Origin of the sequence: Natranaerobius thermophilus JW/NM-WN-LF, assembly GCF_000020005.1 — a bacterium.
In the GTDB taxonomy this organism is placed as follows: domain Bacteria; phylum Bacillota; class Natranaerobiia; order Natranaerobiales; family Natranaerobiaceae; genus Natranaerobius; species Natranaerobius thermophilus.
Genome location: NC_010718.1, coordinates 2,187,982 through 2,210,771, shown reverse-complemented (window position 1 = coordinate 2,210,771; position 22,790 = coordinate 2,187,982). Strand labels below are relative to the sequence as shown.

At 36.2% G+C, this 22,790-nt stretch carries 23 protein-coding genes; 17 read left to right on the top strand and 6 right to left on the bottom strand.

Features of this window, described 5'->3' with window-relative positions; translation table 11 throughout:
- Nucleotides 1–8 precede the first annotated feature (8 nt).
- Genes NTHER_RS10640 through NTHER_RS16530 form a run of 4 tightly spaced genes read left to right on the top strand, consistent with a single transcriptional unit; the run spans nucleotide 9 to nucleotide 2,721 of the window.
- Nucleotides 9–491: a PilW family protein gene (locus tag NTHER_RS10640; protein WP_012448515.1), complete on the top strand. Its 483-nt coding sequence runs from the start codon at nucleotides 9–11 to the stop codon at nucleotides 489–491.
- 11 nt (nucleotides 492–502) lie between these two features.
- Nucleotides 503–1,615 (top strand): pilus assembly PilX N-terminal domain-containing protein, encoded by a 1,113-nt coding sequence (locus tag NTHER_RS10635; RefSeq protein WP_012448514.1) that lies wholly within the window; start codon nucleotides 503–505, stop codon nucleotides 1,613–1,615.
- A gap of 51 nt (nucleotides 1,616–1,666) precedes the next feature.
- Nucleotides 1,667–2,401, top strand: coding sequence for a prepilin peptidase (locus NTHER_RS10630; RefSeq protein WP_052291976.1), 735 nt, complete (start codon nucleotides 1,667–1,669; stop codon nucleotides 2,399–2,401).
- A gap of 50 nt (nucleotides 2,402–2,451) precedes the next feature.
- Nucleotides 2,452–2,721 (top strand): TIGR04104 family putative zinc finger protein, encoded by a 270-nt coding sequence (locus NTHER_RS16530; protein ID WP_083762780.1) that lies wholly within the window; start codon nucleotides 2,452–2,454, stop codon nucleotides 2,719–2,721.
- 109 nt (nucleotides 2,722–2,830) lie between these two features.
- Here NTHER_RS16530 and NTHER_RS10625 read toward each other — a convergent pair whose 3' ends face one another.
- Both NTHER_RS10625 and NTHER_RS15950 read right to left on the bottom strand, forming a co-directional pair.
- Complete coding sequence (locus tag NTHER_RS10625) at nucleotides 2,831–3,340, bottom strand: bacterioferritin (protein WP_012448510.1); 510 nt, start codon at nucleotides 3,338–3,340, stop codon at nucleotides 2,831–2,833.
- Between the two features lie 96 nt (nucleotides 3,341–3,436).
- Nucleotides 3,437–3,595, bottom strand: a complete 159-nt coding sequence (locus NTHER_RS15950) for a hypothetical protein (RefSeq protein WP_012448509.1) — start codon at nucleotides 3,593–3,595, stop codon at nucleotides 3,437–3,439.
- Between the two features lie 238 nt (nucleotides 3,596–3,833).
- Between NTHER_RS15950 and NTHER_RS10620 the strand changes: the two genes are divergently transcribed.
- The 7 genes from NTHER_RS10620 to NTHER_RS10590 all read left to right on the top strand — a co-directional run bounded on the left by NTHER_RS10620 (nucleotide 3,834) and on the right by NTHER_RS10590 (nucleotide 11,652).
- Nucleotides 3,834–4,466, top strand: a complete 633-nt coding sequence (locus tag NTHER_RS10620) for a TetR/AcrR family transcriptional regulator (RefSeq protein ID WP_012448508.1) — start codon at nucleotides 3,834–3,836, stop codon at nucleotides 4,464–4,466.
- A gap of 4 nt (nucleotides 4,467–4,470) precedes the next feature.
- On the top strand, nucleotides 4,471–5,190 hold the full coding sequence (locus NTHER_RS10615; RefSeq protein WP_012448507.1) for an ABC transporter ATP-binding protein: 720 nt from the start codon (nucleotides 4,471–4,473) through the stop codon (nucleotides 5,188–5,190).
- A gap of 107 nt (nucleotides 5,191–5,297) precedes the next feature.
- Nucleotides 5,298–7,583, top strand: coding sequence for an ABC transporter permease (locus NTHER_RS10610; protein ID WP_158438258.1), 2,286 nt, complete (start codon nucleotides 5,298–5,300; stop codon nucleotides 7,581–7,583).
- A 34-nt stretch (nucleotides 7,584–7,617) separates the two neighbouring features.
- A complete protein-coding gene (locus NTHER_RS10605; protein ID WP_012448505.1) occupies nucleotides 7,618–8,868 on the top strand; it encodes an efflux RND transporter periplasmic adaptor subunit in 1,251 nt (416 codons plus the stop codon).
- A gap of 253 nt (nucleotides 8,869–9,121) precedes the next feature.
- A complete protein-coding gene (gene liaF, locus NTHER_RS10600; protein WP_012448504.1) occupies nucleotides 9,122–9,922 on the top strand; it encodes a cell wall-active antibiotics response protein LiaF in 801 nt (266 codons plus the stop codon).
- A complete protein-coding gene (locus tag NTHER_RS10595) occupies nucleotides 9,909–11,021 on the top strand; it encodes a sensor histidine kinase (protein WP_012448503.1) in 1,113 nt (370 codons plus the stop codon). The genes liaF and NTHER_RS10595 overlap by 14 nt, the downstream gene beginning before the upstream one ends.
- Nucleotides 11,014–11,652: a response regulator gene (locus NTHER_RS10590; RefSeq protein WP_012448502.1), complete on the top strand. Its 639-nt coding sequence runs from the start codon at nucleotides 11,014–11,016 to the stop codon at nucleotides 11,650–11,652. Before NTHER_RS10595 ends, NTHER_RS10590 begins: the two co-directional genes overlap by 8 nt.
- 269 nt (nucleotides 11,653–11,921) lie before the next feature.
- Here the strand turns inward: NTHER_RS10590 and NTHER_RS10585 are convergent, their stop codons facing one another.
- Entirely contained in the window at nucleotides 11,922–13,121 is a 1,200-nt protein-coding gene (locus NTHER_RS10585; protein WP_012448501.1) for an IS110 family RNA-guided transposase, read from the bottom strand.
- 262 nt (nucleotides 13,122–13,383) lie between these two features.
- Between NTHER_RS10585 and NTHER_RS15300 the strand changes: the two genes are divergently transcribed.
- Both NTHER_RS15300 and NTHER_RS10575 read left to right on the top strand, forming a co-directional pair.
- Entirely contained in the window at nucleotides 13,384–14,307 is a 924-nt protein-coding gene (locus tag NTHER_RS15300) for a BON domain-containing protein (protein ID WP_012448500.1), read from the top strand.
- Nucleotides 14,308–14,398: 91 nt separating this feature from the next.
- Nucleotides 14,399–14,680: a hypothetical protein gene (locus NTHER_RS10575; protein WP_012448499.1), complete on the top strand. Its 282-nt coding sequence runs from the start codon at nucleotides 14,399–14,401 to the stop codon at nucleotides 14,678–14,680.
- 30 nt (nucleotides 14,681–14,710) lie between these two features.
- On the opposite strand, the gene NTHER_RS10570 is transcribed toward NTHER_RS10575, so the two are convergent.
- Nucleotides 14,711–15,901: an HD domain-containing protein gene (locus NTHER_RS10570; RefSeq protein WP_012448498.1), complete on the bottom strand. Its 1,191-nt coding sequence runs from the start codon at nucleotides 15,899–15,901 to the stop codon at nucleotides 14,711–14,713.
- 325 nt (nucleotides 15,902–16,226) lie between these two features.
- Here NTHER_RS10570 and NTHER_RS10565 point away from each other — a divergent pair, with 325 nt between their 5' ends.
- Entirely contained in the window at nucleotides 16,227–16,427 is a 201-nt protein-coding gene (locus NTHER_RS10565; RefSeq protein ID WP_012448497.1) for an aspartyl-phosphate phosphatase Spo0E family protein, read from the top strand.
- A 9-nt stretch (nucleotides 16,428–16,436) separates the two neighbouring features.
- On the opposite strand, the gene NTHER_RS10560 is transcribed toward NTHER_RS10565, so the two are convergent.
- Complete coding sequence (locus NTHER_RS10560; protein WP_012448496.1) at nucleotides 16,437–17,729, bottom strand: MFS transporter; 1,293 nt, start codon at nucleotides 17,727–17,729, stop codon at nucleotides 16,437–16,439.
- A 150-nt stretch (nucleotides 17,730–17,879) separates the two neighbouring features.
- Here NTHER_RS10560 and NTHER_RS10555 point away from each other — a divergent pair, with 150 nt between their 5' ends.
- The 3 genes from NTHER_RS10555 (at nucleotide 17,880) to NTHER_RS10545 (ending at nucleotide 20,076) form a co-directional block, all read left to right on the top strand.
- Entirely contained in the window at nucleotides 17,880–18,485 is a 606-nt protein-coding gene (locus tag NTHER_RS10555) for a tyrosine-type recombinase/integrase (protein WP_012448495.1), read from the top strand.
- Between the two features lie 117 nt (nucleotides 18,486–18,602).
- On the top strand, nucleotides 18,603–19,226 hold the full coding sequence (gene pcp / locus NTHER_RS10550) for a pyroglutamyl-peptidase I (protein ID WP_012448494.1): 624 nt from the start codon (nucleotides 18,603–18,605) through the stop codon (nucleotides 19,224–19,226).
- A 22-nt stretch (nucleotides 19,227–19,248) separates the two neighbouring features.
- Entirely contained in the window at nucleotides 19,249–20,076 is an 828-nt protein-coding gene (locus tag NTHER_RS10545) for a PhzF family phenazine biosynthesis protein (protein WP_012448493.1), read from the top strand.
- Between the two features lie 153 nt (nucleotides 20,077–20,229).
- On the opposite strand, the gene NTHER_RS10540 is transcribed toward NTHER_RS10545, so the two are convergent.
- A complete protein-coding gene (locus tag NTHER_RS10540; protein ID WP_012448492.1) occupies nucleotides 20,230–22,761 on the bottom strand; it encodes a transglycosylase domain-containing protein in 2,532 nt (843 codons plus the stop codon).
- Nucleotides 22,762–22,790 lie beyond the last annotated feature (29 nt).

Genomic DNA, 22,790 nt, shown 5'->3' with positions numbered 1-22,790 from the left:
TGAGCCCGGTGTTTAGGCTGATAATTAAGTATGCAAATAACAATAGAGGTTTGACCTTGATTGAAATCATGGCAACCATAGTTATTATGGGTTTGGTATTAACAGGATTGTATTCGATGTTTCACGGTTCCCTTCGTAGCTATACGACTTCCCAAGAAATGGTGAATGTGCAACAAAAGGAAAGGCAGCTAGACTACATAGTTAGGGAACTACGCCCTCTTGCTTTAAGCGATGATTATATTAAAATAAACGAAAATAATGGAGAAATTAAGTTTAAAACCAATGAACAAGATCAATACAAAAAATTTTATTATGATGATGGACAAATATATCATGATACCGGATCGGAAAAAATCCAGCTAATTTCTAATGTAACCAGCTTTTCGGTGATAGAGAAAAACAAATATATTGCAATAGAAGTGGGATTAAATTCCCCTGAAGGTGAACAAATAGTAGATTTCAGCATTTATCCACGATTTCGAGAAGAATAGGAGGTAGCTAGATGCAAACTTCTAGCTTGAACAATAAAGGGTCTGTATTGTTAAATGTCTTGGTTGTAGTAGTGTTTATATCTATTATAGGCGTTTCACTCATGAATACTGTACTTTCTAGCGCTAGGCAGGAATCAGTCAGAAGTGATTCAACTAAGGCTTTTTACTATGCAGAAGCAGGAATATATAAATCTATTGAAGAAATAACGGGTTCTAATTCTACAGAAAACAAGGCTAGCATAGTAGAGGAATATATATTAAATAACTTTCAAGAACTTGATGATATAGACATTAGTATTAGCAAAGATGGTAATGAAAGGCAGATAATCTCGACGGCAAAAGTTGGTCAGTCACAAGAAACGGTGAAGTACACTATTGAAATGTCGGGTAAATTTCCATATTCCAGTGATATTATTATGTATGGCGAAACAATCAATAATTTCAAAATAACTAAAGGTGGAGGGGGCGGCGCAGATGAGTTTATCGGAAACATATGTGCCAAAGAATATGACTTAAAACCTCCCTTTAAAAAAAGCGATTTGTGTGAGAACTATGATGATTATGAGATACAATTCCGCGATGATTTAGGTGTATTAAAGGATAGGATACAAAATTTTTCGGATTCAGGAGTTGAATTAATAAGTGGATCAAAAACTTTAACTAGTCAAAATATTAATGATTTAGATAAGAACGTGATTATTGATGGCGATCTGTCGGTAGAATCCCAAGCATTAAATGAGATCTCAGAGCATAAAAATATTTTTGTGAATGGAAATATTACAGTAGAGGGAGAGCAAAACCAAGAACATGGAACTGCTGCCTTTTTTGCAAAAAATGATATCACCTTTGATCCTCCGCATCCTTCTGAAAAAGGGGGAGCCGACAATCCTAATGACTCAGAAGGGAATCAAAATAAGACTCCTCCTGGTCAACGTGAGTTATATTTAAACTCTTTATTTTATTCTTCAGATGGAGCCGTGGAAAAAATAGATGACAAATCAGGTAGTCCACGTACATACACTTTTTCTTTACCTGAACTAAAAGAAAACGCTCAAGAGGAATTAGCACAGATTTTAAACTCTAGTTCAGCTGGTGGCTATAAATTAATTAAAATAGAACATTAGCTAAGTTCATAAATCGAGTGGACAAGTTTTATTAAAATGGAGGAGTAGATGATGGAATTATTTTTGATATTTATTTTGGGTACTTGTTTAGGTAGTTTTTATAATGTGGTGGCACTTAGATTAATGGATGGGAAAGAAGTGAATCACTTTATCTTTGGCAGGTCAAGTTGTCCAAAATGTGAGGAAATATTAGCTCCCTTGGAACTGATCCCTTTGATTAGTTTTTTAGCTTTAAGGGGGAGGTGTCGTCATTGTAGGGGAAAGATTTCTCCAATCTATTTTGTAGGTGAAATGATTACTGGTATCACATTTGTGATTATATTTGTGAGTATAGGTGCCAGCTTATCCTTAATTCCTCACTTGCTTTTGGGTTCTTTATTGGTTATATCGGTAATCACGGATCTATTAAAAGGAATAGTACTTAATAAAATGATATTCTTTTTTGGGATATTAATTTTATTGACTAGAATAGTAATAATAGAAGAGCTGTTTTATCATTTAATAAGTGGTTTGTTCAGCTTTTTATTATTATTTGCGGTAATGGTACTTAGTGGTCATAAGATGGGGGGAGGAGACGTTAAGTTGTATGGCATTATAGGTCTTGGTGTAGGGCTACTGGATTCTTTGGCTAGTTTATTTTTTGCTTCCTTGATTGGATTGGCCGTAATGCTCCCTGGTTTGATTAGCGGCCGTATAAGTAGAAAAACTGAAATTCCTTTTGTTCCTTTTATCTGGGCGGGGGTTATGGTAACTTATATGGTAGATGTGTTGACAATTTTTATATGACAGAAGTCAGTATAACTTAAGTATAGTCAAGGAGTTAAGGAGGATTTTTTATTTTTGGTACAACTAACTGTAAAAATTGTGGAGAATTCTTTAAGGAAGACAAAATCAGAAACTCCTTACTATCAAATTACAAACCAATTGAATGTGATAACTGTGGGACTACACATTATGTATCCAAGTTATCTCGAGGAGTGTATGCCTTATCAGTAGCTATTCCAATAGTTTTGACAGGAATTTTTGATTTTGTGGGGCTGGTACTAGGAGTGTCTATATTAATCTTATTATACATTCTTTCTCCTTATTTAATGTGGTTCAAATAAGGAGAAAGATTTTAGCTTTTTACAATGTCCGACATTCACGGTTCACGGTTCAGAAATCTTGAATAAAAAAAGCCTGGACTTTTTAGTCCAGGCCTTTTGCTTTTGGTAGTTATTCTTCTCCACCTTCTCCTTCTGCAGTTCCAACCATTCTAGCCAGGTATGTATTACCTAAGTTTTTGATGTGGTCGTCAATATCATCGAAGTAATTTTGATGTTGTTGTTCTTCTTCAATGATTGTTTCGAACAGCTTAGCTGAAATTGTATCATTATTTTCTCTGCAGATTTGAGCAAATTCATTGTATGTTTCGATAGCTTCTTCTTCTTGTTCAGAATCGAAAGGGAAAATCTTTTCTACATCTTGATTTTTTTCAACTCCACCAGCTAATTCAGTGGTAGGTTCTCCATCTAGTTCTTTAACACGTTCTGCAAAGGTCTCTGCATGTCTCATTTCGTCAATGGCAATGGTTCTAATTTTAGTAGCAAATTCACCGTAATCTTTGTCATCTAGAGAATAATGTTGGTTCATATATTGATGGATTGCCTGTAATTCCATAGATCGTGCTTTGTTCAACACCTCAATTACTTTTTGTTTCTTTTGCTCACGATTTTGCTTACTCATTAAAACTCCTCCTTTAACCTATATTGAAAAAATATTTTCATCTAATCCAAGTATTTCTATTTTCACATTTTATAATCCTTCCTTAGTATTTGAAAATTAATTATTATTTTCACTATTGTTTTCATCTGTTTTGGCACTATGATTTTCCTTTCGTTTTTCTTCCATTAATTCATCCCTGGCTTTAAGTTTTTTATAAAACCATTTGTCAAAGAGCCAGATCAATGCAATCAATATCAGTAAACCCACCAGGCGCAATTTTAACACTCTCCTGTCATGTAATATAAACTCGTTTTAATTCTTCCTTATACATCATATCTTCTATATAAAATACTTTCTATGTAAATTAAATAAAAACCTGCATCTTTTATGAAGGTATTAAAGTTCATTATTGACTTCCATAAAGCATTATCATAATATGTAAGTAAGTATTTACTCACGCTTGTTTGATATGTGATAAAACCAGCCATGTCTGTTTATTTAAGGGGGATCTAGTATGAAAGATAATAATACTAAAGATAGAATTATCCATGCCGCTCGAGAGAGTTTTGCAAAGAAAGGTTTTCAAGGAGCCACTATCGCTGAAATTGCCAATAAGGCGGGGTTATCCGAGGGGGCTATTTATAGACATTTTAAAAGTAAAGAAGAACTATTAATGCAATGTGTGACACCAGTTCTTGAAGAAATTATTGAAAATATGGAAGAAAATTTTCCTCAAGTCGAAACTTTAAGGGAGTTTGTAAAGCAAAATTTGGAGCTACGATTACAAATGTTCCAAAAGAATTACAACACATTTAGGATCTTAATCAATGAGCTACCGTATTCCAATGAAATGGTAAGACAATATATGAAATTTTTATCAAAACAAGAACAAAAGATTAGTAAATTGATGAAACGGGTAAAAGATTTAGGTCAAGTTAAGCGCACTAGAAATTCGTTACTGTTTGGATTAGGCCAGAATATGTCCCTGTGGTTGTACATGAATTTTCAAGATTGGTGTCAAAATGAAGAAATGAAAGCAGATGAAGACATTCTCAATGTAGAAAAAGAACATATAATAGAAGACTTGACGGACTATATTTTATACGGTATTTCAGGCAGTCCACAAAATGATGGGGAGAGGGGGTAAACCCATGACGAAACACATGAACAAACCGCTAATAGTTGGTACAAATTTGGAGATGAAATACCTCATGGGTGAAGTAGAAGTTTATGCTTTAAAAGGTGTCAATGTTAATTTATATGATAGTGAGCTTGTAGTTGTTTTGGGACCTAGCGGTTCAGGAAAAAGTACTCTTCTGAATATTATTGGTGGGATGGACCGCCCAACAAGGGGTGAGTTGTATTACCAATCTCAAGCCCTACATGAGGCTGATTCAAAGGAATTAACTTATTATCGTAGAAGTGAAGTAGGATTTATATTTCAATTTTACAACTTAATGCCAAATTTAACAGCTTATGAAAATATTAATCTTTCAGTCCAAATTGCAAGGAATCCGTTTAATATTGACAATCTCTTGAATCAAGTGGGTCTTTCGGATCGCAAAGATCATTTTCCTTCTCAACTTTCGGGTGGTGAACAGCAGAGAGTTGCCATTGCCAGGGCTATTGCCAAAAATCCTAGAATGCTGTTATGTGATGAACCTACTGGGGCCTTGGATCTGCCTACAGGAAGACAGATTTTGAAACTGTTGCGGGATTTTTGTCAGGAGTATCAAAAATCCGTTGTGATTATTACCCACAATACTGCCATTAGTGAAATGGCAGATCGGGTGATACACCTGAAAGATGGAAATGTAGATTATGTAGAGGAAAACCAAAATCCTGTGGCAGCAGAGCAGGTGAGCTGGTAATGCTATGGTTAAAAATGCTTCGCGACATTTGGAGTAACAAAGGGTCGTATATAGCCTGCTTAGTTATTGTGCTTCTGGGTTTGATTGTATTCACATCCTTTTCCATTGTGAGTGATAATCTAGTCTTGTCTAAAGACAATTTTTATAGTAATCAAAATTTCGCCCACGGTTTTGCTGAATTTCAATCAATACCAAAATCCCGGGTCGATTCCCTGTCCCAAATTGAAGGAATTAGACAAATAGATGGTAGACTAGTTAAAGATGTCAGGGTGTATGATTCCCAACGGGATGAATCCGTTTATTTGCGTCTGGTATCTCTGGATTTAGATAATCCCAATAGGTTAAATAATGTTAAAAAACTGGGAGGTAATCAACTACAAGCAGGACAATTACAGGCTTGGATTGATAATCAGTTTTACGATGCCAATCAATTGCAATTGGGTGACACCTTAGAGGTTATAGCTGAAGGTAGGGTTCAGGAACTAACTATACAGGGAAAAGGTATGAGTCCAGAATTCACTTATCCTCTCAGGACTGAAACAGAATTATTCCCCAATCCAGAACAGTTTGGAATTGCCTTTTTACCTTATGAAGATATGTCCACATTGTTTCCTGATCAGGAAAACAGGGTTAATAATCTAGTTTTTACTATAAATCCTAAATTTAAATTTTCAGAAGTAGAAAATTTATTGGAGCCAGAACTTGATCAATATGGCTTACAGACTATTTATTCAAGGGAAAATCAAACTAGTCATTTGATTTTGTCTGAAGAAGTGGCTATGTTAGAACGAGTTTCTCGAGCTCTTCCCTTGACCTTTCTGAGTATAGCTGGAATTATACTTTTTATTATGTTAAAACGATTGATTGAACAACAGCGTGGGCAAATAGGTATTTTGAAGGCCTTTGGTTATACCGACAGGGAAATAGTTATTCATTATCTATCTTATTCGATATTAATTGGCGCAGTGGGCGGACTAGCCGGGAGCATCATTGGGATGTTTTTAGCAACTCCTTTAACCGAATTATTATTGGAGTTCTTCAATGTTCCCAGGTTTTATGAGGGTTTTTCCATGTACTATCTCATTTTAGGCCTGGCTTTATCCCTTTCCGTATTCGTTGTAGCAGGGTATTTAGGGTGCAGGCCGGCTATGGATTTAAAGCCTGCCGAAGCCATGAAACCCCCAGCGCCACCATCCGGGAAAAAGGTCATATTAGAAAAAATTGATTTAATTTGGAAAATGTTTACAATTCAAGGAAAAATGGCAATTCGAAATATTTTTAGAAACAGGGGTAGAAGTATTTTTCTCTTTGTTGGAATTACCCTGAGTTGTGCTGTTGTAGCTTTGACATGGTCATTAAATGAACTTATTGACCTTTTGATTTTTTATCAACACGAAGAGGTTGAAACTTATGATGCCCGGGTGAATTTGTCCAATCCCGTAGAAATAGATGTGGGTCGACGTGAATTAGAAAGTAACTCTGTAGTTGAGCATGTAGAACCTCTGAATGAAATTCCCATTACTCTATCTCATCTAGGGAATTCGGAAGATATCGCCCTTTTGGGGATAACTGGAACTAGTGATATGTATACCATTTTAGATTCTGACGAAAATCAAATAGATCTGGAAAAGACCCAAGGAATCATTTTATCTGAAAGACTAGCCGAGAAATTAAATGTAACACAGGGGGATAGTCTGGAATTTGAGAGCCCCTATTTGAGAAATGGAGACAATTCAAGGCCAGTAGAAGTTGACAAAACAGTACCTCAATACTTAGGTATGAACGCCTATATGGAAGTAGGCAATCTAGCGGGACTGTTGGATCAGGGGAATATTACTACATCTTATATGGTGAACTTGAATGATAAGAATGGTGAAACACTTTTGGAAAATCTCTCTCTATTAAAAGAGCGTTATCGAGAAAGTGATGTGGTTTCAGGTATAGATGGACGTCATGAAAGGATAGAACAGTCCGAAGAACTTATGGAAACCTTTGGTAGTTTAATTTATATATACGTATTATTTGGTGTGATCCTTTGCTTTGCAATAATTTACAGTTCAAGTTTTATAATTTTATCGGAACGAAGTCGAGAACTGGCTTCTATGCGTGTCTTAGGCATGACATCCAGGGAAGTTTTTACAGTGATCACTTTTGAACAGTGGTTTATCAGTATATTTGCTATAATAACGGCTGTACCTTTGGCTCAGCTAATGCAGTGGGGCATGGCTCGAAATTTTAGTACAGACTTTTATGTTCTACCTGGTGAAATGTCAACTACAGCTCTAATTGCAGGTGTGATCATTACGGTATTTTCTATATGGACAGCTCAGAGATTTGCCTTGAGGAAGGTGAGAAATCTGAGTTTAGTAGATGTGTTGAAATCCAGAGAGTGATACAGTCTTACTGTTTGAGAGGGGGAGAGGAGTAATGAAAAAGAAGTGGAAAATTCTTTTTGGAGTTTTGATATTGGTAGCTGCTGCCAGCTTTATTACAGTTCAAGCCACAGGAAGTATAACAGTTAATGTTAAAGAGATTAGCCCCGAAGAAATTAAACACAGTTTTACAGAAGAAGGAACTGTTGAACCTGCAGAGGATCGTAATGTTATCACAATGCATACTGCAAAAATCGATAAAGTTCATGTGGAAGATGGGGACCACGTAAAGCAGGGTGAGTTATTGGTTGAACTGAATCCGCGTGAACTCAACTATACTATAGAGGAACTAAGGGCTCAAGTTAGAGCCTTAGAAGGTGAAAGACAGCAATTAGAACAAGAACCGGGAGAAGCTGAAATTGAGAATATAGAAATAGGGATTGAACATGCAAAGGATACCTTGAAAAACGCTGAAACCAGATATGAAAAGATCAAAGAAATGTACAGAAATGACTTTGCAACCGAAAGTGAGCTAAAAGAGGCTGAAGATATGGTAAAACAGGCAGAATTAAATTTAAATCAGCAAAAGAAATCTTTAGAGATCTTAGATGAATCCTTTAGCCCACCTGAAGGTAGCTACGAAGTAATTGATGCCCAAAAAAGTGCCTTGGAATCACAAATAGAATTTTTAAAGGAACAAAAAGAAGAGTATCAAATGCATGCCCCTATTCAGGGGATAGTCACTGATCTACAGGTAGAAGAGATGGGACTTGCAAATCCTGAAAGACCTCTAATGAAGATAAGGGGAAATGATAAATTACAAATAGAAACAAGAGTATTAACTAGAGACGTTTATGAAATAGAGGAAAGTATGGAGGTTTCACTTGTTTTTGAGCGAAGGGAAAAGGATGTAGAATTTACAGGAGAAATTTCCGAAATTGCACCTTATGCCGAAGCCAGCTTATCAGAACTTGGATTGGAAGAGGAGAGGGTGCCAGTGACAATTACTCCGGAAATTCCTGAAGATATAGATCTGGGCCCGGGTTACAAAGTTGATGTAGAATTTATCACAGAAAAACAAACTGATCAATTGGTGGTTCCTAAAAGTGCGTTATTTACCCATGAAGGCCAAGATGCTGTGTTTACAGTAGAAAATGACAGAGCCAAGATACAGAAAGTGAATACGGGTTTGGAAACTAATCAGAAGGTGGCTATCAAAGATGGCTTGGAAGACGGAGATAAAGTTATTTTAAACCCTGATAAAGAAGACTTACAAGAAGGAACTAGAATAAATATTCAGACTTAAGACCGAGATGAATCCCGACTGGCGCATGTGTAACGTCAGCGGGATTTATTTTATTATAAGGATGTGTAAAAATTGATGCACAGCGCCTACTATAAAAGTGATCCCAAATAAAGGAGAAAAGGGTAAAAAGGACTAAAGGACTGATAGAGAAAAAATCAATTGGCGAATCGGAAATTAAAATGTACAATAAATTTAGAGTGTAATTGAACTTAATTAACTTGGAGTGAGACTAATATTGAAAGAGGGGGTAGCCATGAAACAGTTGCTTGGAACCATCATAATTGTTATTGGTTTAGTGTTTCTTTTGGACAATTTAGGAATTATCGAGCATGAACTTGATAGTCTATTAACTTTGTGGCCGCTATTAATTGTAGCTTTGGGAGTCAAAATATCTATTAAAGGTATATTTTCTGCATGGGTAGCTTTAATGAAAAGACGGATAGCTTTTGGTAAATTAATATTTGGCCTGATAGTTATAGGTATCGGTATGAACTTTCTCTCCAGGACCACAGGGTTGTTTGAATTTCCTATGTCAGACCTATGGAGTTGGACCTGGCCTGTACTCATTATATATATAGGTTTAAAGCTGATAATTGATCGAGACGAATGGAGTCATTTTAGTGTCTCAGGTGATATGTTTGGCAACAAATTTAATCATAAGAGGGACTTTAATGAGGAATTCATGAACAAAAGCAAGACTATGGTAGGAGATATAAATTGGGGGAAGAATCCTTGGAAGGTTGGACATAAAGAGTTGAAAGTAGGTGTTAGTGATGCGGATATTGATTTTACCACGGCAATTTTAGAACCTGGAGAAAATGTGTTTGTCTATAAAGGCTGGGTAGGATCCGTCGAAATGCTTGTACCTAGAGATATCCCCGTTCATGTGGAAACATTTGTAAAAATTGGTGATATGACAATTTTTGACGAAAATAATGCAGGTATGAGTCGTCCTGTAATTTATACTAGTCCAAATTATCAGGATGCAGAAAGAAAATTAAAAATTATTGTAATGCTCTCCGTTGGAGAGGTGGGCGTTTATGCCGTTGATTAAGAAGTTAATCACTAAATTGAGGCCAAAGGGGATTTTATGGGAATTTTTTCAGCGGCAATTAGTGGGTGCCCTGGCGGCAGGTTTAATTATATTTTTTTGTATTTATTTAATATGGCCGGGAGATATGGATCTTGAGATTGCTACTGCCATTGTATTGGGTTCGCCAGTAGTAGTTTTTCTTAGTTCTTGGGTATCTTGGTATAAATATCTCAGAAATTTAAAACAATCAATTAACTATATGGGCAGATATATATTGGAACTAAAACGAGGCAATCTTAATAATCGCCTTGATATTCACAGGGACGATGAGATTCAGGATTTAGGTGAACGCTTGGAAGAGTTAACCAAAGATTATAAGCAACAAGTTAGGGCTAGTCAAAAAAAGATTAATGAAAATAAAGATTTAATTGCCCGGGCGGAAGAAGCTGCTAGCTTAGAAGAAAGGCGTAAATTGGCTAGAGAACTGCATGATGCTGTCAGTCAGCAGCTTTTTGCAGCTTCTATGTCAATGAAAGCCATGGATAAAATGATTTATCAGGATCCTGATAAGGCAAGACAGCTATTTTCGAAAACTACTTCCATGATCCAAAATGCCCAACAGGAACTACGGGCTTTAATATTACATTTGAGACCTGTTACATTAGAAGGCAAAAGCCTATCTGAAGGTTTGGAACAGTTGCTGCAAGAGATTAAGGATAAACACAAAAACTTTAATATTTCCTGGGAAATCACTCAACTTCCAGAACTTGCTTCTGGGGTGGAAGACCAGGTATTTCGAGTGATTCAGGAAGCCATCTCCAATATGCTCCGTCACTCACAAGCTAAAAATTTTATTGTGAATGGAAAATATAAAGGGAATCGGATTTATATTTCTTTGGAAGATGATGGTGTAGGTTTTAATTTAAGCCAGGCTTTGAACAAGCAGTCTTCTTCCTATGGTTTGAAAACCATGAAGGAACGTATGGTTGAGTTAGGGGGACATCTAAACATCCTTACCTATCCAGGATCGGGGACCCGAGTTGAGCTGAGATTACCTATAACATCTTCAGAAAAAGAAAGCGGTGAAAACGACAGTAATGGGAGGGAAAGCCATGTATAAACAAGAGGGTGAAAAAATATCTGTTTTAATTGTGGATGATCATGAAATGGTCAGATTGGGACTTCGCAGTTACCTGGAGACCCAGGAGGATATTGAAGTTGTAGCGGAAGCTTGTGATGGACAAGAAGGTATTGATTTGGCAAGGGAATACCAACCTCAAGTTATTTTAATGGATTTAGTTATGGATGGCATGGATGGAATCCAGGCTACCAGGGAATTACAGGGAGAAGGATTTAAAATTGTTGTTCTTACAAGTTATGTAGATGATGATAAAGTATTTCCCGCTTTAGAAGCTGGAGCTTATAGTTATATACTAAAAACTTCTGATGCGGAAGATATTGCCAAATGTATTCGAAAAGCAAGTGAAGGAAAACCCAGTTTTGAGGGTCAAGTTACTAAATTAATGATGGAACGTAGGGAAAATGAATCGGCATATCTTAACTTAACTAATAGAGAAAAAGAAGTTTTGAGATTACTGGGTAAAGGGTTTACTAATCAGGAAATAGCCGATGAATTATATATTGGTATAAAAACAGTCAAGACACATGTAAGCAATATTTTAGATAAATTGGAACTGAAAGATAGAACTCAGGCTGCCATTTATGCAAAAGATTATGGTTATACTAATTAAAGATTTGATGAATCTGCAATTGGCCCAAAGGTGTAATGTGTATATACACTTCCTTGAGACAAATACTATGGTTAAATGAAAGCTGTATTAAAGTTGAATGTTGATAACTGTGAAATTTCAATTTTACAGTATCAAAGCTAAATATAACAGCACCAAATGAAAAATGCTTGGTATTCAAGATTCTCTATGTAAAGGGTAGATTGATGTAAAAATTTGGAAGTAGTGGATATAATAATCCAAATTTAAAATTTTGCTCTTTTAAAAACTAATTAAGCAGCGTGTTTTTCTCTAGCTTTTAAGAATTTGTTTTCATTGTAGGGTTCTTTGTTCAGCCACATAGCATAGAGTATCCTGACCCAAATATTAGCTAGAGCCCTTGCAGCCTCATGATGCTGTTTGCCTTCTTTTCGCTTTCTGAGGTAATAATCTCTGGCCCAGGGGACCCACCTCGCAGTTTGAAGAGCAAATTGATGCAAAGCGTTTCTAAAAGGTTTAATACAAGAATGCCGCCTTTTCACAATACGCATTTTGCCACTTTGATGTAGTACTGGTGAAGTTCCCGCAAGGGCCTGGACTACCGAGGCGTCAGCATAACGGCTTCTATCATCTCCCCACTCTGCCAGCAGCCTCGGTGCTATACGCTTACCGGCACCTGGCAAGCTTTCAAAAAGTTTACTGTCAGAGTGGGACTTAAAAAGTTTTTCAATTTCCCTGTCATACTCTTTAATGTGCTCTAATAAAGGCTCTAGCTGATCAAGGATAGTAAATAAAAACTTAGACTTGGCAGAACAAATAGCCCTGTTACCTTCTAAATTACGTCTTTGAAGCTTTGTGAATATTTCATTAGCTTTAGATAAAGGGTTAGGATGATTTTGCTTTTTCAAAAACTTGTAGATATCATCTCTGCTAGCTTTACGAGCCTGTTTTGGAGTAGGATATTTTCTTAAGAAAGCTAGAGAGATAGGTAGAGTTATTTTAGAAAATAATTCAAGAGCTACAGGATAGTATTCTTTCAGTGTTGAAATCAGCCTATTTGTTAGCCTAGTACTTTCTTGTATAAGGGCGTCTTGATCTCTGGTGAGTACTTTAAGCTCTTGGATATGTTCCGAATCAGGCTCTAGCTTATGTAAGTCATGGAGCTCTGATCTGCCCATATTAGCTAGTATTTTAGCATCAATAAAGTCAGTTTTAGCCCCGGAAGCTTTTCGTCTAGCATCAACTAGCTTGGGGTTAACAGAATAAACAGTGAAGTTATTTTCTAAAAGATATTGAGTTAAAAGTCCATGTTTGGTTTCAATTAAGCAGCAGAAGTTTTCAGGATTGTTGTCATGTTTCAGAAGTTTAGTTCCTAAAGTTTCAAATCCATCTTGAGAATGTTGAATAGTGAAGTTATCTAGTTCTCTACCATCGCCACTCATGACCAGGATATCATGTTTTGTATCAGCCCAATCAATCCCAACAAAGTACATCTTAAGACCTCCTTTAGGTGATGGTATTTAGTAGCAGTGGTGATCCTCGTCTAGCATCGGTGCTCGAGGCACAACTTCTCTATAGTCCGTAACTGCTACTTATGGTATCCGGGGAAGACATTTCTTAAATAAGCAGTCACACTGGCTAGGAGGTGATGGTCTTTCCCCGGATGGCCACCTTTACTTTATTATTACGTGATCCAAGAGGGACTTTCCTGCCCTTCTATAAATAACTATAACAGACGAGGAGGTGTGATAATTCATGTCAGATCAAGGACAAAACAATAAAGATCAAGAGTTGGCTCGAAAAGTGGATGAAGCCATTAACAATGAAACAGATTTTTCAGGTTACGATATAAATATCCGGGTAGTTGATGGGAAAGTCACCCTATATGGGGTGGTAGACACTCTTTCAGAAGTGGATCATGCTCGGAAAGTAGTCGAATCTATCGAGGGAGTTGAGGATATAGAAAATAATTTAACGGTATCTACTGACGGGGCAGTAGATGATAGCCATGTACATATGGAAGTGCGTCAAGAACTTGAGGGAGAACCAAGAATAAAAGATGCTTCCATCAATGTCAGTGTTAATAACGGGAATGTGTATTTACAGGGGACAGCCAAGAGTTTGGCCGAGAAAAATGCTGTTCATGAAGCAGCCAGCAAGGCTATGGGAGTTAAAGAAATTGTAGATAACATAGCCGTCAAACCTGAGGAAGGTAGGCAAAAAAGGCCTTATGACGATGCCAGTATTGTTAATGAGATTCAAAGAACATTTAGTCAAGAAGCAGAATACAACTTGGGAGATAAAATTGAAGTACGATGCCAGGATGGCAAGGTTTTTATGTCGGGAACTGCTAGTATTGAAGAGAGAGATGAAGCTAGGAAACTGGCATCTAAAGTTTCGGGAGTAAAAGAGGTAAATGTACATGAGGTTGATACATCTAGAGGTGAGTTAGACAGGGCGACTCAAGTTACCGAAAAGGTTAAGGAAGCTTTTTCACAGGATAAAACTTTGCAAGAGCTTCCAATTGAAATTTATGAAGAAAATGGACATTTAGTATTGGATGGCATTGTGCGCAATACAGACCAAAAAGAAAAGGTAGATAAATTACTCCATACATACATGGAAGAGTACGGGCAGGATTTGATATCTGTGGATAATAAAATCAGGATTTCTAATTAACTTATAAAATTGATTTATAATTAGTCTACAGAACAACTTTTCATCACTTAAATAACCCCTGCATAAATTGATGCAGGGGGTGAACTAAGTCATGTTTTTTGAGATAAACAAAGTTAGTAAAGTTAATGCTATACAAGAATTAATTAAAGAACATTTGACCTTAAAAAAGCAAAAAGAATTATTGGACTGGTTACAAAACAAAGTAGAAACTGAAATTTACAATCAGAAGCTATGCTTTAAATGCTTAAACAAAATGCGTTATGGTGGATACGTTATAGATAAAAGAAGTAAGCGTAAAAAAGATGGTTCTTTTGAAAAACTTCCCACTTATTTAAAATGTTCTAAATGCGGTTATTGGAGATCTGTTGATTAGGGTGGGATAGAATACTAGCAAATGGTTTGGCTAGTAAAAGTAGTCGAATAAAGCTCCTAGCTCTATCCCTGAAATTATCTGATGCTGATACTTTTTATATAATTCTACCTTGGCTTCAGCTAGGTGTTTTGAGCTTATCCCGTGATGAATTGATTGAGAAGCTTCCATATAAGCGGAAATTTCATCGGCTACTTTTATTAATTCTCCGTCTACGGGCGAAAATTCATACCTATTATAGAAGCGATTAATTTCATCAGTACTGACTTTTTGGGTTGTATCTGAAATAAATATTTTTGTAGCAAACTCGTCATTTAAAAAATATCTGAGCTCTTCATGCCATTTTCTAGGCAGTAATGGGAGAATTTTTTCTTCTAATTGTCGGTCTTCAATATCGTTGATGAGCGAATCTAAGCCCTTAACTGACTTTTTTACTGGGGAGATGATATCTCTTGTCATGACTTCCGGTAGATCGTGATAAAGACCAGCGAAAAAGTTGTTATATTTTCGCTTGTCACAGGCTGATAATTCAAGAGAAAATAGATATGAAAAAATAGCTACTAGTAACATATGACCTAGAACAGAAGTTTCCGGAACCCTGGGTGAATTAGCCCATCTTTTTTGAAATCTTAGTTGTCCTACTAGCTCGATGAAGTTATAAGTTTTGTTTTTCAGACCTAATTTCTGTACACCCAATAAATCATAATGATCCTCTAATTCATTTTCAATTTTGTTTTTAGTTTCTTCAACTCCGTAAATATGCGAATTAAACTGGTATATAACGTTGAACTCCCAATTGGTAGCAAGATAATGAGAAGCCCGTAGTATTTTTTTCTCATAAGATGAGTAATTGTCGTCAAACAGGTATTGTTCAAACTTTTGATTCAGGTCTCCTGCTACAGGTTTTAAAATATCCTTCAGTTGTTCATAAACCCAGTGATTTAATTCCCGACCGCTTTCTTCCATTAATTTGTGATAAATTGGTGGTTTTATATCTGTCAACATGATACGCTGGAGAAATTCAAAAATTCCTCCTTCAATTAATTGAGACCAATCTATTCGCGCATCTTTGTCTTGTTCTTCAAATTTTCCTATAACATAAGCTAAAACCATTTTATGCGCTTGTTTATCTAATTCAGTAAAGTTGTGAGGTCTTAAGTGATCATTCCACCTCTGAATATGGGCTGCTTCAAATAGGGTTTCTAAGAGTTCACCTTTGATCACAATTAAATCCCCCTTGTATATATTTGATGTGGTACTAGTTTTAGTGACACTTGATTATAAAGTTCAATATTTTATTGATGTTTTCCTTTATTTATGTCTTGTAAAAACAATTCTGTATTGACGAGGATAAATATGGATAATATAATTTTAAAACATAAGTAATATTATTAGATGAGTCAGCAGAATTACACGTAAATAAATATTGCAACTTAAGTCCTGCCCAGAGAGTAGTCATGATTGATAAATTTTGTTATAATACAAAATGAATTTAGTATAAAAATAAAATAGTAATTGTTATTACTAGCAAAGGCAAGGAGGATCTTTGTTGGATAAAAGAACTCTATTATATAGGATAGAAGAACTAAGAGAGGAATTAGAACGAGTAACAAATCAAAAGCAGACCTTAAGAGATCCTAATGTTATAGAGCTAAGTCAAAAGTTAGATGAGTTATTGGTAGCTTATAACAGAAAGGTGGAAAAAGAAAGACAAAATGGAAAGGACCTCGAAAAGGACCAGGAAGTTTAACTTGATGATTTATTTAGGATGATCTGAATTCGATGATATTTTCAGTGGTAGCAAGCAAGCTGCAATTGTAGACAATGTGAAGGCTCCCATTGCAAATAAAATGGAATTATTATAACTTCCTGTTAAGTCATATAGAAAACCTCCCATGAAGCTTCCCAAAGCTGGCCCGATTCCCATTACTATTAAGGTGGATAATCCCCAAATTTTCCCTAACGATATTTGACCGTAAACTGCTCCTGCATATCCTGCTGCCCCACCTGGCTCAATCGCCCAATAGATAGCAAATAAAACTGATGCTGTGCCTCCCAATACAATGGCTTGATCGGTAAGTAATAATAACAAACAGGCTACTATACCTACTGCAGGAGCAAAAACTAACATATATTTCCTTCCCTTTGTTTCATCACCTACCATTGAAACCACTTTATCTGCAATTATTCCCATGAGGGGCATGGTTACTAACCCAGCTAACCCAATAACTACATATAAATTAGTAGCGGTAGTTTGGGAAAGATTTGCGTCAATGATAAAATAATTCACTACCTGAGTCCAAATTAAGAATTCACCTATCATGGCAGATAAAAAGGCAATTATAACTACCCAAATGGCTGGAGTTACAAAAGCTTCCTTAACACTCCAAATTCTAGATGTATCGGCATTTTTGTGATGATCCTTTGAAGAGGTATTTTTTTCATTAGAACCGAAGGGTACCATATTGTAGTCTTCGGGATTTTTTTTGGCTAATATCCCTGCAACGAGTAATGCAATTAGAACTATTATGGCTAAAAGCTGCATTGCCAACCTCCATCCCATATCCTCTATGACACCATCTATTCCCAAGCTTAAAAGTACTTGGGCAGCTGGAGCCCCTGTGAAAGCAATTCCCCACATAGTAGCATAAGATTTACCTACATACCATTTTCTGACAGAAATTGTTGAAGACACCCATAGCATACCAGTACCGATTCCGGCAAAAATTGAGTAGCTGGCTAGATACTGTATATAAGAATCTACAGTACTAGTTACCAAAAATCCTAAACATGCAAAAATGGCTCCAATAATATACGCTGGTCGAGTGCCCCATCTGTCAATGATGTATCCGCTGAGGAAGGCTGTAATAGCATAAATACTCATCATCAAAGAATACCCCAGAGACAGTTCTCCAGAAGTCCATCCTGTGCTTTCGGCCATAGGGCCTTGTAATACAGAAAAGGTCGCACGATATCCAAATAAGACGAAAACTGCCAACCAAGCAGACATAACTACCCGATGTCCGTAAGATTTTTTAACATTTTGTTCCATTATTTAGCCTCCTTCAACACAAGTCCACAACTTGATTTCGATTGGATTCGAGAAAATCCTTCAAAAAAATTGGATATTTTAGGAGGATTTTTTAAAAATATAACTAATAGAAATATATTGAAAGGATTTAGTTAGGCTAGGGGGAGTAATATGATTCATAAGACAAATAAACTTATCTCGGAAAAAGATGGATACTGGTTGATACTTCAACCCGATACTAGTACTTTTCAAGGCATTAGAGATTTTTTATTGATAAGGGCAATGCTCAACTATGGATTAAGATTATATGAGGTGACCCAGCTAAAATGGCAAGATATAGATTGGTATAATGAACGACTAGTTGTTGCCAATAGTCGTGGTGCTAATAGTAGAATGTTAGAATTACAGAAAACTGATCTTGAAATGTTAAAAGAGTGGTATTATGCAAGATATGAGAGAGAAGACAATAGCGATTCTATGGATAAAGTATATGACTATTATGTATTTACAACCCTACTAGGTAAAAGATTAACTGCTCGATATATTTGTAAAATATTGACTATATATGGAAGGAAAAGTTTATTAAATCAAAATATTAAGCCCTCAGTATTGAGAAATACTTTTGCTGTAAATTTTTACAATGATTTTCAAGATATGAGAAAACTTCAATTGAAACTTGGACACGAAAATATTAAAACCACCAAGAGATACTTACAAATTTATGATCCCAATATTGCCATGCGACCTATGAAATTGAATATTATTTCTATGTTATGATCCTGTGATTTAAAAAGAAACTGGCCCTAGTTTTTGGGTGCCAGTTTTTTTATTATAGCTATGCTAAAATTGATAGTGTCTTTAATATTGAAACACCAAAAGGAGGTGTAGGGCACCATGCCCAAAAAATTGACAAAATTAATGATAACTGGTTTTGATCCATTTGGAACAGAAAAAGTCAATCCTTCCTGGAGGGCGGTAAGTAATATCCCTGATAAAATTGAATCAGTGGAGATAATTAAGCAGCAATTACCTACTGTATTTGATAAGTCACTTGAAAAGTTGATTTCACAAATTGAAGACAAGGACCCTGATGCAATAATATTGACTGGTCAAGCTGGAGGTCGACATGCAATTTCAGTAGAACGTGTTGCAATAAATGTTAATGATGCGAATATACCTGATAATGAAAATAACAAGCCCAAAGATAATTATATATTTGATCATGGACCAACAGCTTTTTTCTCAACTCTACCTTATAAAGAAATAGTAGATCAAATAAGGAACTATGAACAAATTCCGGCAGAGGTTTCAAACTCTGCCGGTACCTTTGTTTGTAATCACGTTATGTATGGTATGCTTTATCATCTGCATCAGCGAAATAAACCCATTAAAGGCGGATTTATTCATGTGCCTTTTTTACCAGAACAGGTACTAAATAAACCTGGTAAACCTTATATGGCTTTAGATGATATAGTAAAAGGATTACTCCGAGCTATCAAGGTAACTTGTGAAGTCTAATAAATTAAAGGAGGGTTTTGTTTTGACTGGGTCTAATATTTATATTTTTCAGGTTGATGCTTTTACTAAAAAGCCTTTTTCAGGCAACCCCGCCGCTGTTTGTATTACCGATAGTAAGATGGAAGAGGGATGGATGCAAAAAGTAGCTCAAGAAATGAATTTGTCAGAAACAGCTTTTTTATGGCCTTCTAATGATAAAAGTTTTAATTTAAAATGGTTCACCCCCACTACTGAAGTAGATCTCTGTGGTCATGCTACTCTAGCTGCAGCTAAAATTTTGTTTTCTCAAAATTATTTATCACAATCAGAAAAAAATGAAATTACATTTAATACAAATAGTGGCAAGCTGACGGCTAATTTAATAGACAATATGATTGAATTAGATTTTCCCATTGAACGGGAAGTGGCTCTAGAGGAGTATGATGAACTGATTAGGGCATTGAGAATTGGTTATTCATCAATTAAGTTTGTAGGAAAAAATCAGTTTGACTTTTTAGTGGAAGTTGAATCTGAAGAGAAATTAGGCGAAATAGCTCCAGACCATAATAAATTAGCTGAACTGACAGAACGGGGGGTTATTGTTACTAGTGCTAGCTCATTACCTTCTTATGACTTTGTGTCTAGATTTTTTGCACCTGCAGTAGGGGTAGCTGAGGATCCGGTGACGGGATCAGCTCATTGCAATTTAGGTCCTTATTGGAAAGATCGTCTTCATAAAGATGAATTAATAGCTTATCAGGATTCAGATCGGGGTGGAGAGATAAAAGTAAAAGTTGATGAGCAAAATGATCGTGTGATCCTCGGTGGTCAGGCGGTTGTTGTGTTTAAAGGCACTTTATTGTGCCAATAAACTCTTAATAAAAGACTGTGTTAAAGTTCAATTGTAACAATTCACAGTATCAATAACGTAAACATGATAATATAAAAAGTGAGCTCTCCAAATTGAGGGAGAGCTCACTTCTTATTAGGTTAATTTTTTATTTTCTTTTTTAACTAAGTTATCTTAACTAGTGTTTTCATCATCACTGGCATTATCATTGTTGTTGGTGTCTTCTAGTTCTTCCTCGTTCTCTTCTTCTTTTTCTTCAGATGCATCTTCATCTTGGTCTGTTCCATTATCTCGATCTTGGCTACTTTCATCTCCATGGCTTTCTTCAACCTCATCATCAATTTCTTCATCTTCTTGGTCTTCGTCCTCAAGGATATCTTCTAAATCTTCTCCTTTATGATCATCGTCGTCATCGAAGAAATCGAGACCATTGTCTTCGTCTTCAAGCTCATCTTCAGGAAAGTCCCCTTTTTCATGTAGAGTACATTCTTCTTCTGGAGGCATAAGACTTGCATCATATGTTGTTCTACCATCATCAGTGAACCCAGGGTCATCTCTATCAAGGAAAACCCGAGTCTCCGTTGCCTCAGGTGGACAATTATCACTGGCTAATTTTGGTTCTTGATTGCTTGCTGAGTTATCCCCTTCTTCATTATCACTGTATTTATGGGCAGTGCAAACTTTTTTTTCTACAAATATATCACATTCACCAGTCGGAATTTGATCTTCAGGGAAAAACTCGTAAGTCGTATATTCTGAAGGTGTTTTATCAGAAGCTCGCATGCCAGATTTCTCGCTTATTTCAATTGGTCCTTCAATACCATCTGGTTTCTGAAATTCTGGAGGATTTTCATCCTTAAGGGCATGTGTCATGACATTTTCAATTATATTAGTAGTAAAATGTGTCCTGTTTTGAACTTGAATATCATCATAATCATAGCCAAGCCAGAAACTCGCAACTAAATTAGGTGTGTAACCTACTAACCATGCATCTCTGAAGTTATTAGATGTTCCTGTTTTAGCAGCTGCCGGAAAGTTTAAATTGAGTGAAGCAGCAGTTCCTTCTGTAACCACATCTTGCAAAATATCTGTAATCAGCCAGGATGTTTCTTCAGAAATTACTACATCATAATCTGGTTCTCTTTCATAGATGGTATTGCCATACCTATCTTCTATTTTTGTAATTGTATGGTTTTCTACTCTGATTCCGTTATTAGCTAGAGTTCCGTAAGCTTCAGTTAGCTCTAAGGGTTTAACCCCTTTTGTTAATCCACCAATAGAAGCTGCTAAGTTATGTCTATCTCCTTCAGTAAAGGTGGTTACACCAAATTTTTCGGCGTATTCGGCGCCAATTTCTGTGCCTAATCTGTCATCGTAGACCCTAACAGCAGGGATATTTAATGAATCTACCAAAGCTTCTCGAACTGTTGTCAATCCTCTAAACGTATTGGTAAAGTTTTCAGGTTCGTAAGAGTCCCCTCCATCTTCCCAGCTGGAAGGAGCATCATCAATTACAGTACCAGGAGTTAACTTTCCTTCTTCTATAGCAGGTGCATATACATTAATCGGTTTCATTGCTGAACCTGGTGATCTTGTACTTGTAACCCTATTCACCATATTGTGTGTACCATAATCTCGACCGCCAACCATAGCTCTGACCTCACCTGTATTGGGATCTGAAACTACTAAAGCGCCTTGGGGTTGCAATACTCCCATTTCATCTTCCCAAGTTTCTGGATAATTCTCTGGATTATCCATTATATCTTCAGAATAACTCTGTAATTCTCTATCAATAGTGGTGTGTATTGTTAAACCGTGATGATATAGTAGATCTTCTGCATTTTGTACATTATCTGGTAAACTTTCTACAGAACCAATTTTATCCTCTAAGATAGGTTTAGCTTCTTCGTTGATGACATAATCAATAAAATGAGGGTAGGGATATTGTTTTTCAGGTTTCGATGCTAATATTTCATCCAGTTCTTTATTTAAAGCCTTGTTGAATTCTGATTCTGAGATAAAGTCTTGACTTTTCATAGAATGAAGTACAGTTTCCTGCCTTTGTTTAGAATGATCCGGATTGTTATGTGGAGATAGTCGACTTGGATGACGAATTATTCCTGCTAGAAGCGCGCCTTCTTCAACATCTAAATCGCTGACATCTTTGTCAAAATAAAAATTACTAGCTGCTTGTATCCCATAGATATTGTGGTGGAAGTATGTGGCATAGTTTAAATAATACTCCATTATCTCTTCTTTAGTATAAGTACGCTCTACGTGTAGAGCTAACCAAGCCTCATGTATTTTCCTTTCAAGTAACCGTTTTGGTGATAAAAAAGTATTTTTAACCAACTGCTGTGTTATAGTACTTCCACCCTGGCTACCTTTAAATGGATTACCAGTTTCTTGAAAATTATTGACTGCCGCTCGACTGATGCCTCGAACATCGAAACCAAAGTGTTCCTCAAACCTGGCATCTTCGATGGCTATGAAAGCTTCAATTACATGATCTGGTACTTGGTCTAAAGATACTTCTTCTCGCTGGTGTTCTCTGTCGAGACGGACAATTTCATTTCCGTCGGGGTCCTTTATTTTTGATGGTACTGTAGCTTCTAGTTGACCTGGTTCAAATTCTGGTACTGTTTGAAGAGCTGCTACAACCATACCAAAGGCCGTGCCGCCACCTAAAAATAAAATTATAAGCACAGATACAAAGATTAGCTTTAATAGCGCAG

What these genes read in the sequence shown, in the direction of transcription:
- NTHER_RS10560 (WP_012448496.1), bottom strand. Translation starts at nt 17,729, where the DNA reads ATGGAACAAAATGTTAAAAAATCTTACGGACATCGGGTAGTTATGTCT.
- NTHER_RS10615 (WP_012448507.1), top strand. Translation starts at nt 4,471, where the DNA reads ATGACGAAACACATGAACAAACCGCTAATAGTTGGTACAAATTTGGAG.
- liaF (WP_012448504.1), top strand. Translation starts at nt 9,122, where the DNA reads ATGAAACAGTTGCTTGGAACCATCATAATTGTTATTGGTTTAGTGTTT.
- NTHER_RS10555 (WP_012448495.1), top strand. Translation starts at nt 17,880, where the DNA reads ATGATTCATAAGACAAATAAACTTATCTCGGAAAAAGATGGATACTGG.
- NTHER_RS10595 (WP_012448503.1), top strand. Translation starts at nt 9,909, where the DNA reads ATGCCGTTGATTAAGAAGTTAATCACTAAATTGAGGCCAAAGGGGATT.
- pcp (WP_012448494.1), top strand. Translation starts at nt 18,603, where the DNA reads ATGCCCAAAAAATTGACAAAATTAATGATAACTGGTTTTGATCCATTT.
- NTHER_RS15300 (WP_012448500.1), top strand. Translation starts at nt 13,384, where the DNA reads ATGTCAGATCAAGGACAAAACAATAAAGATCAAGAGTTGGCTCGAAAA.
- NTHER_RS10590 (WP_012448502.1), top strand. Translation starts at nt 11,014, where the DNA reads ATGTATAAACAAGAGGGTGAAAAAATATCTGTTTTAATTGTGGATGAT.
- NTHER_RS10585 (WP_012448501.1), bottom strand. Translation starts at nt 13,121, where the DNA reads ATGTACTTTGTTGGGATTGATTGGGCTGATACAAAACATGATATCCTG.
- NTHER_RS10630 (WP_052291976.1), top strand. Translation starts at nt 1,667, where the DNA reads ATGGAATTATTTTTGATATTTATTTTGGGTACTTGTTTAGGTAGTTTT.
- NTHER_RS10625 (WP_012448510.1), bottom strand. Translation starts at nt 3,340, where the DNA reads ATGAGTAAGCAAAATCGTGAGCAAAAGAAACAAAAAGTAATTGAGGTG.
- NTHER_RS10620 (WP_012448508.1), top strand. Translation starts at nt 3,834, where the DNA reads ATGAAAGATAATAATACTAAAGATAGAATTATCCATGCCGCTCGAGAG.
- NTHER_RS10605 (WP_012448505.1), top strand. Translation starts at nt 7,618, where the DNA reads ATGAAAAAGAAGTGGAAAATTCTTTTTGGAGTTTTGATATTGGTAGCT.
- NTHER_RS10635 (WP_012448514.1), top strand. Translation starts at nt 503, where the DNA reads ATGCAAACTTCTAGCTTGAACAATAAAGGGTCTGTATTGTTAAATGTC.
- NTHER_RS10575 (WP_012448499.1), top strand. Translation starts at nt 14,399, where the DNA reads ATGTTTTTTGAGATAAACAAAGTTAGTAAAGTTAATGCTATACAAGAA.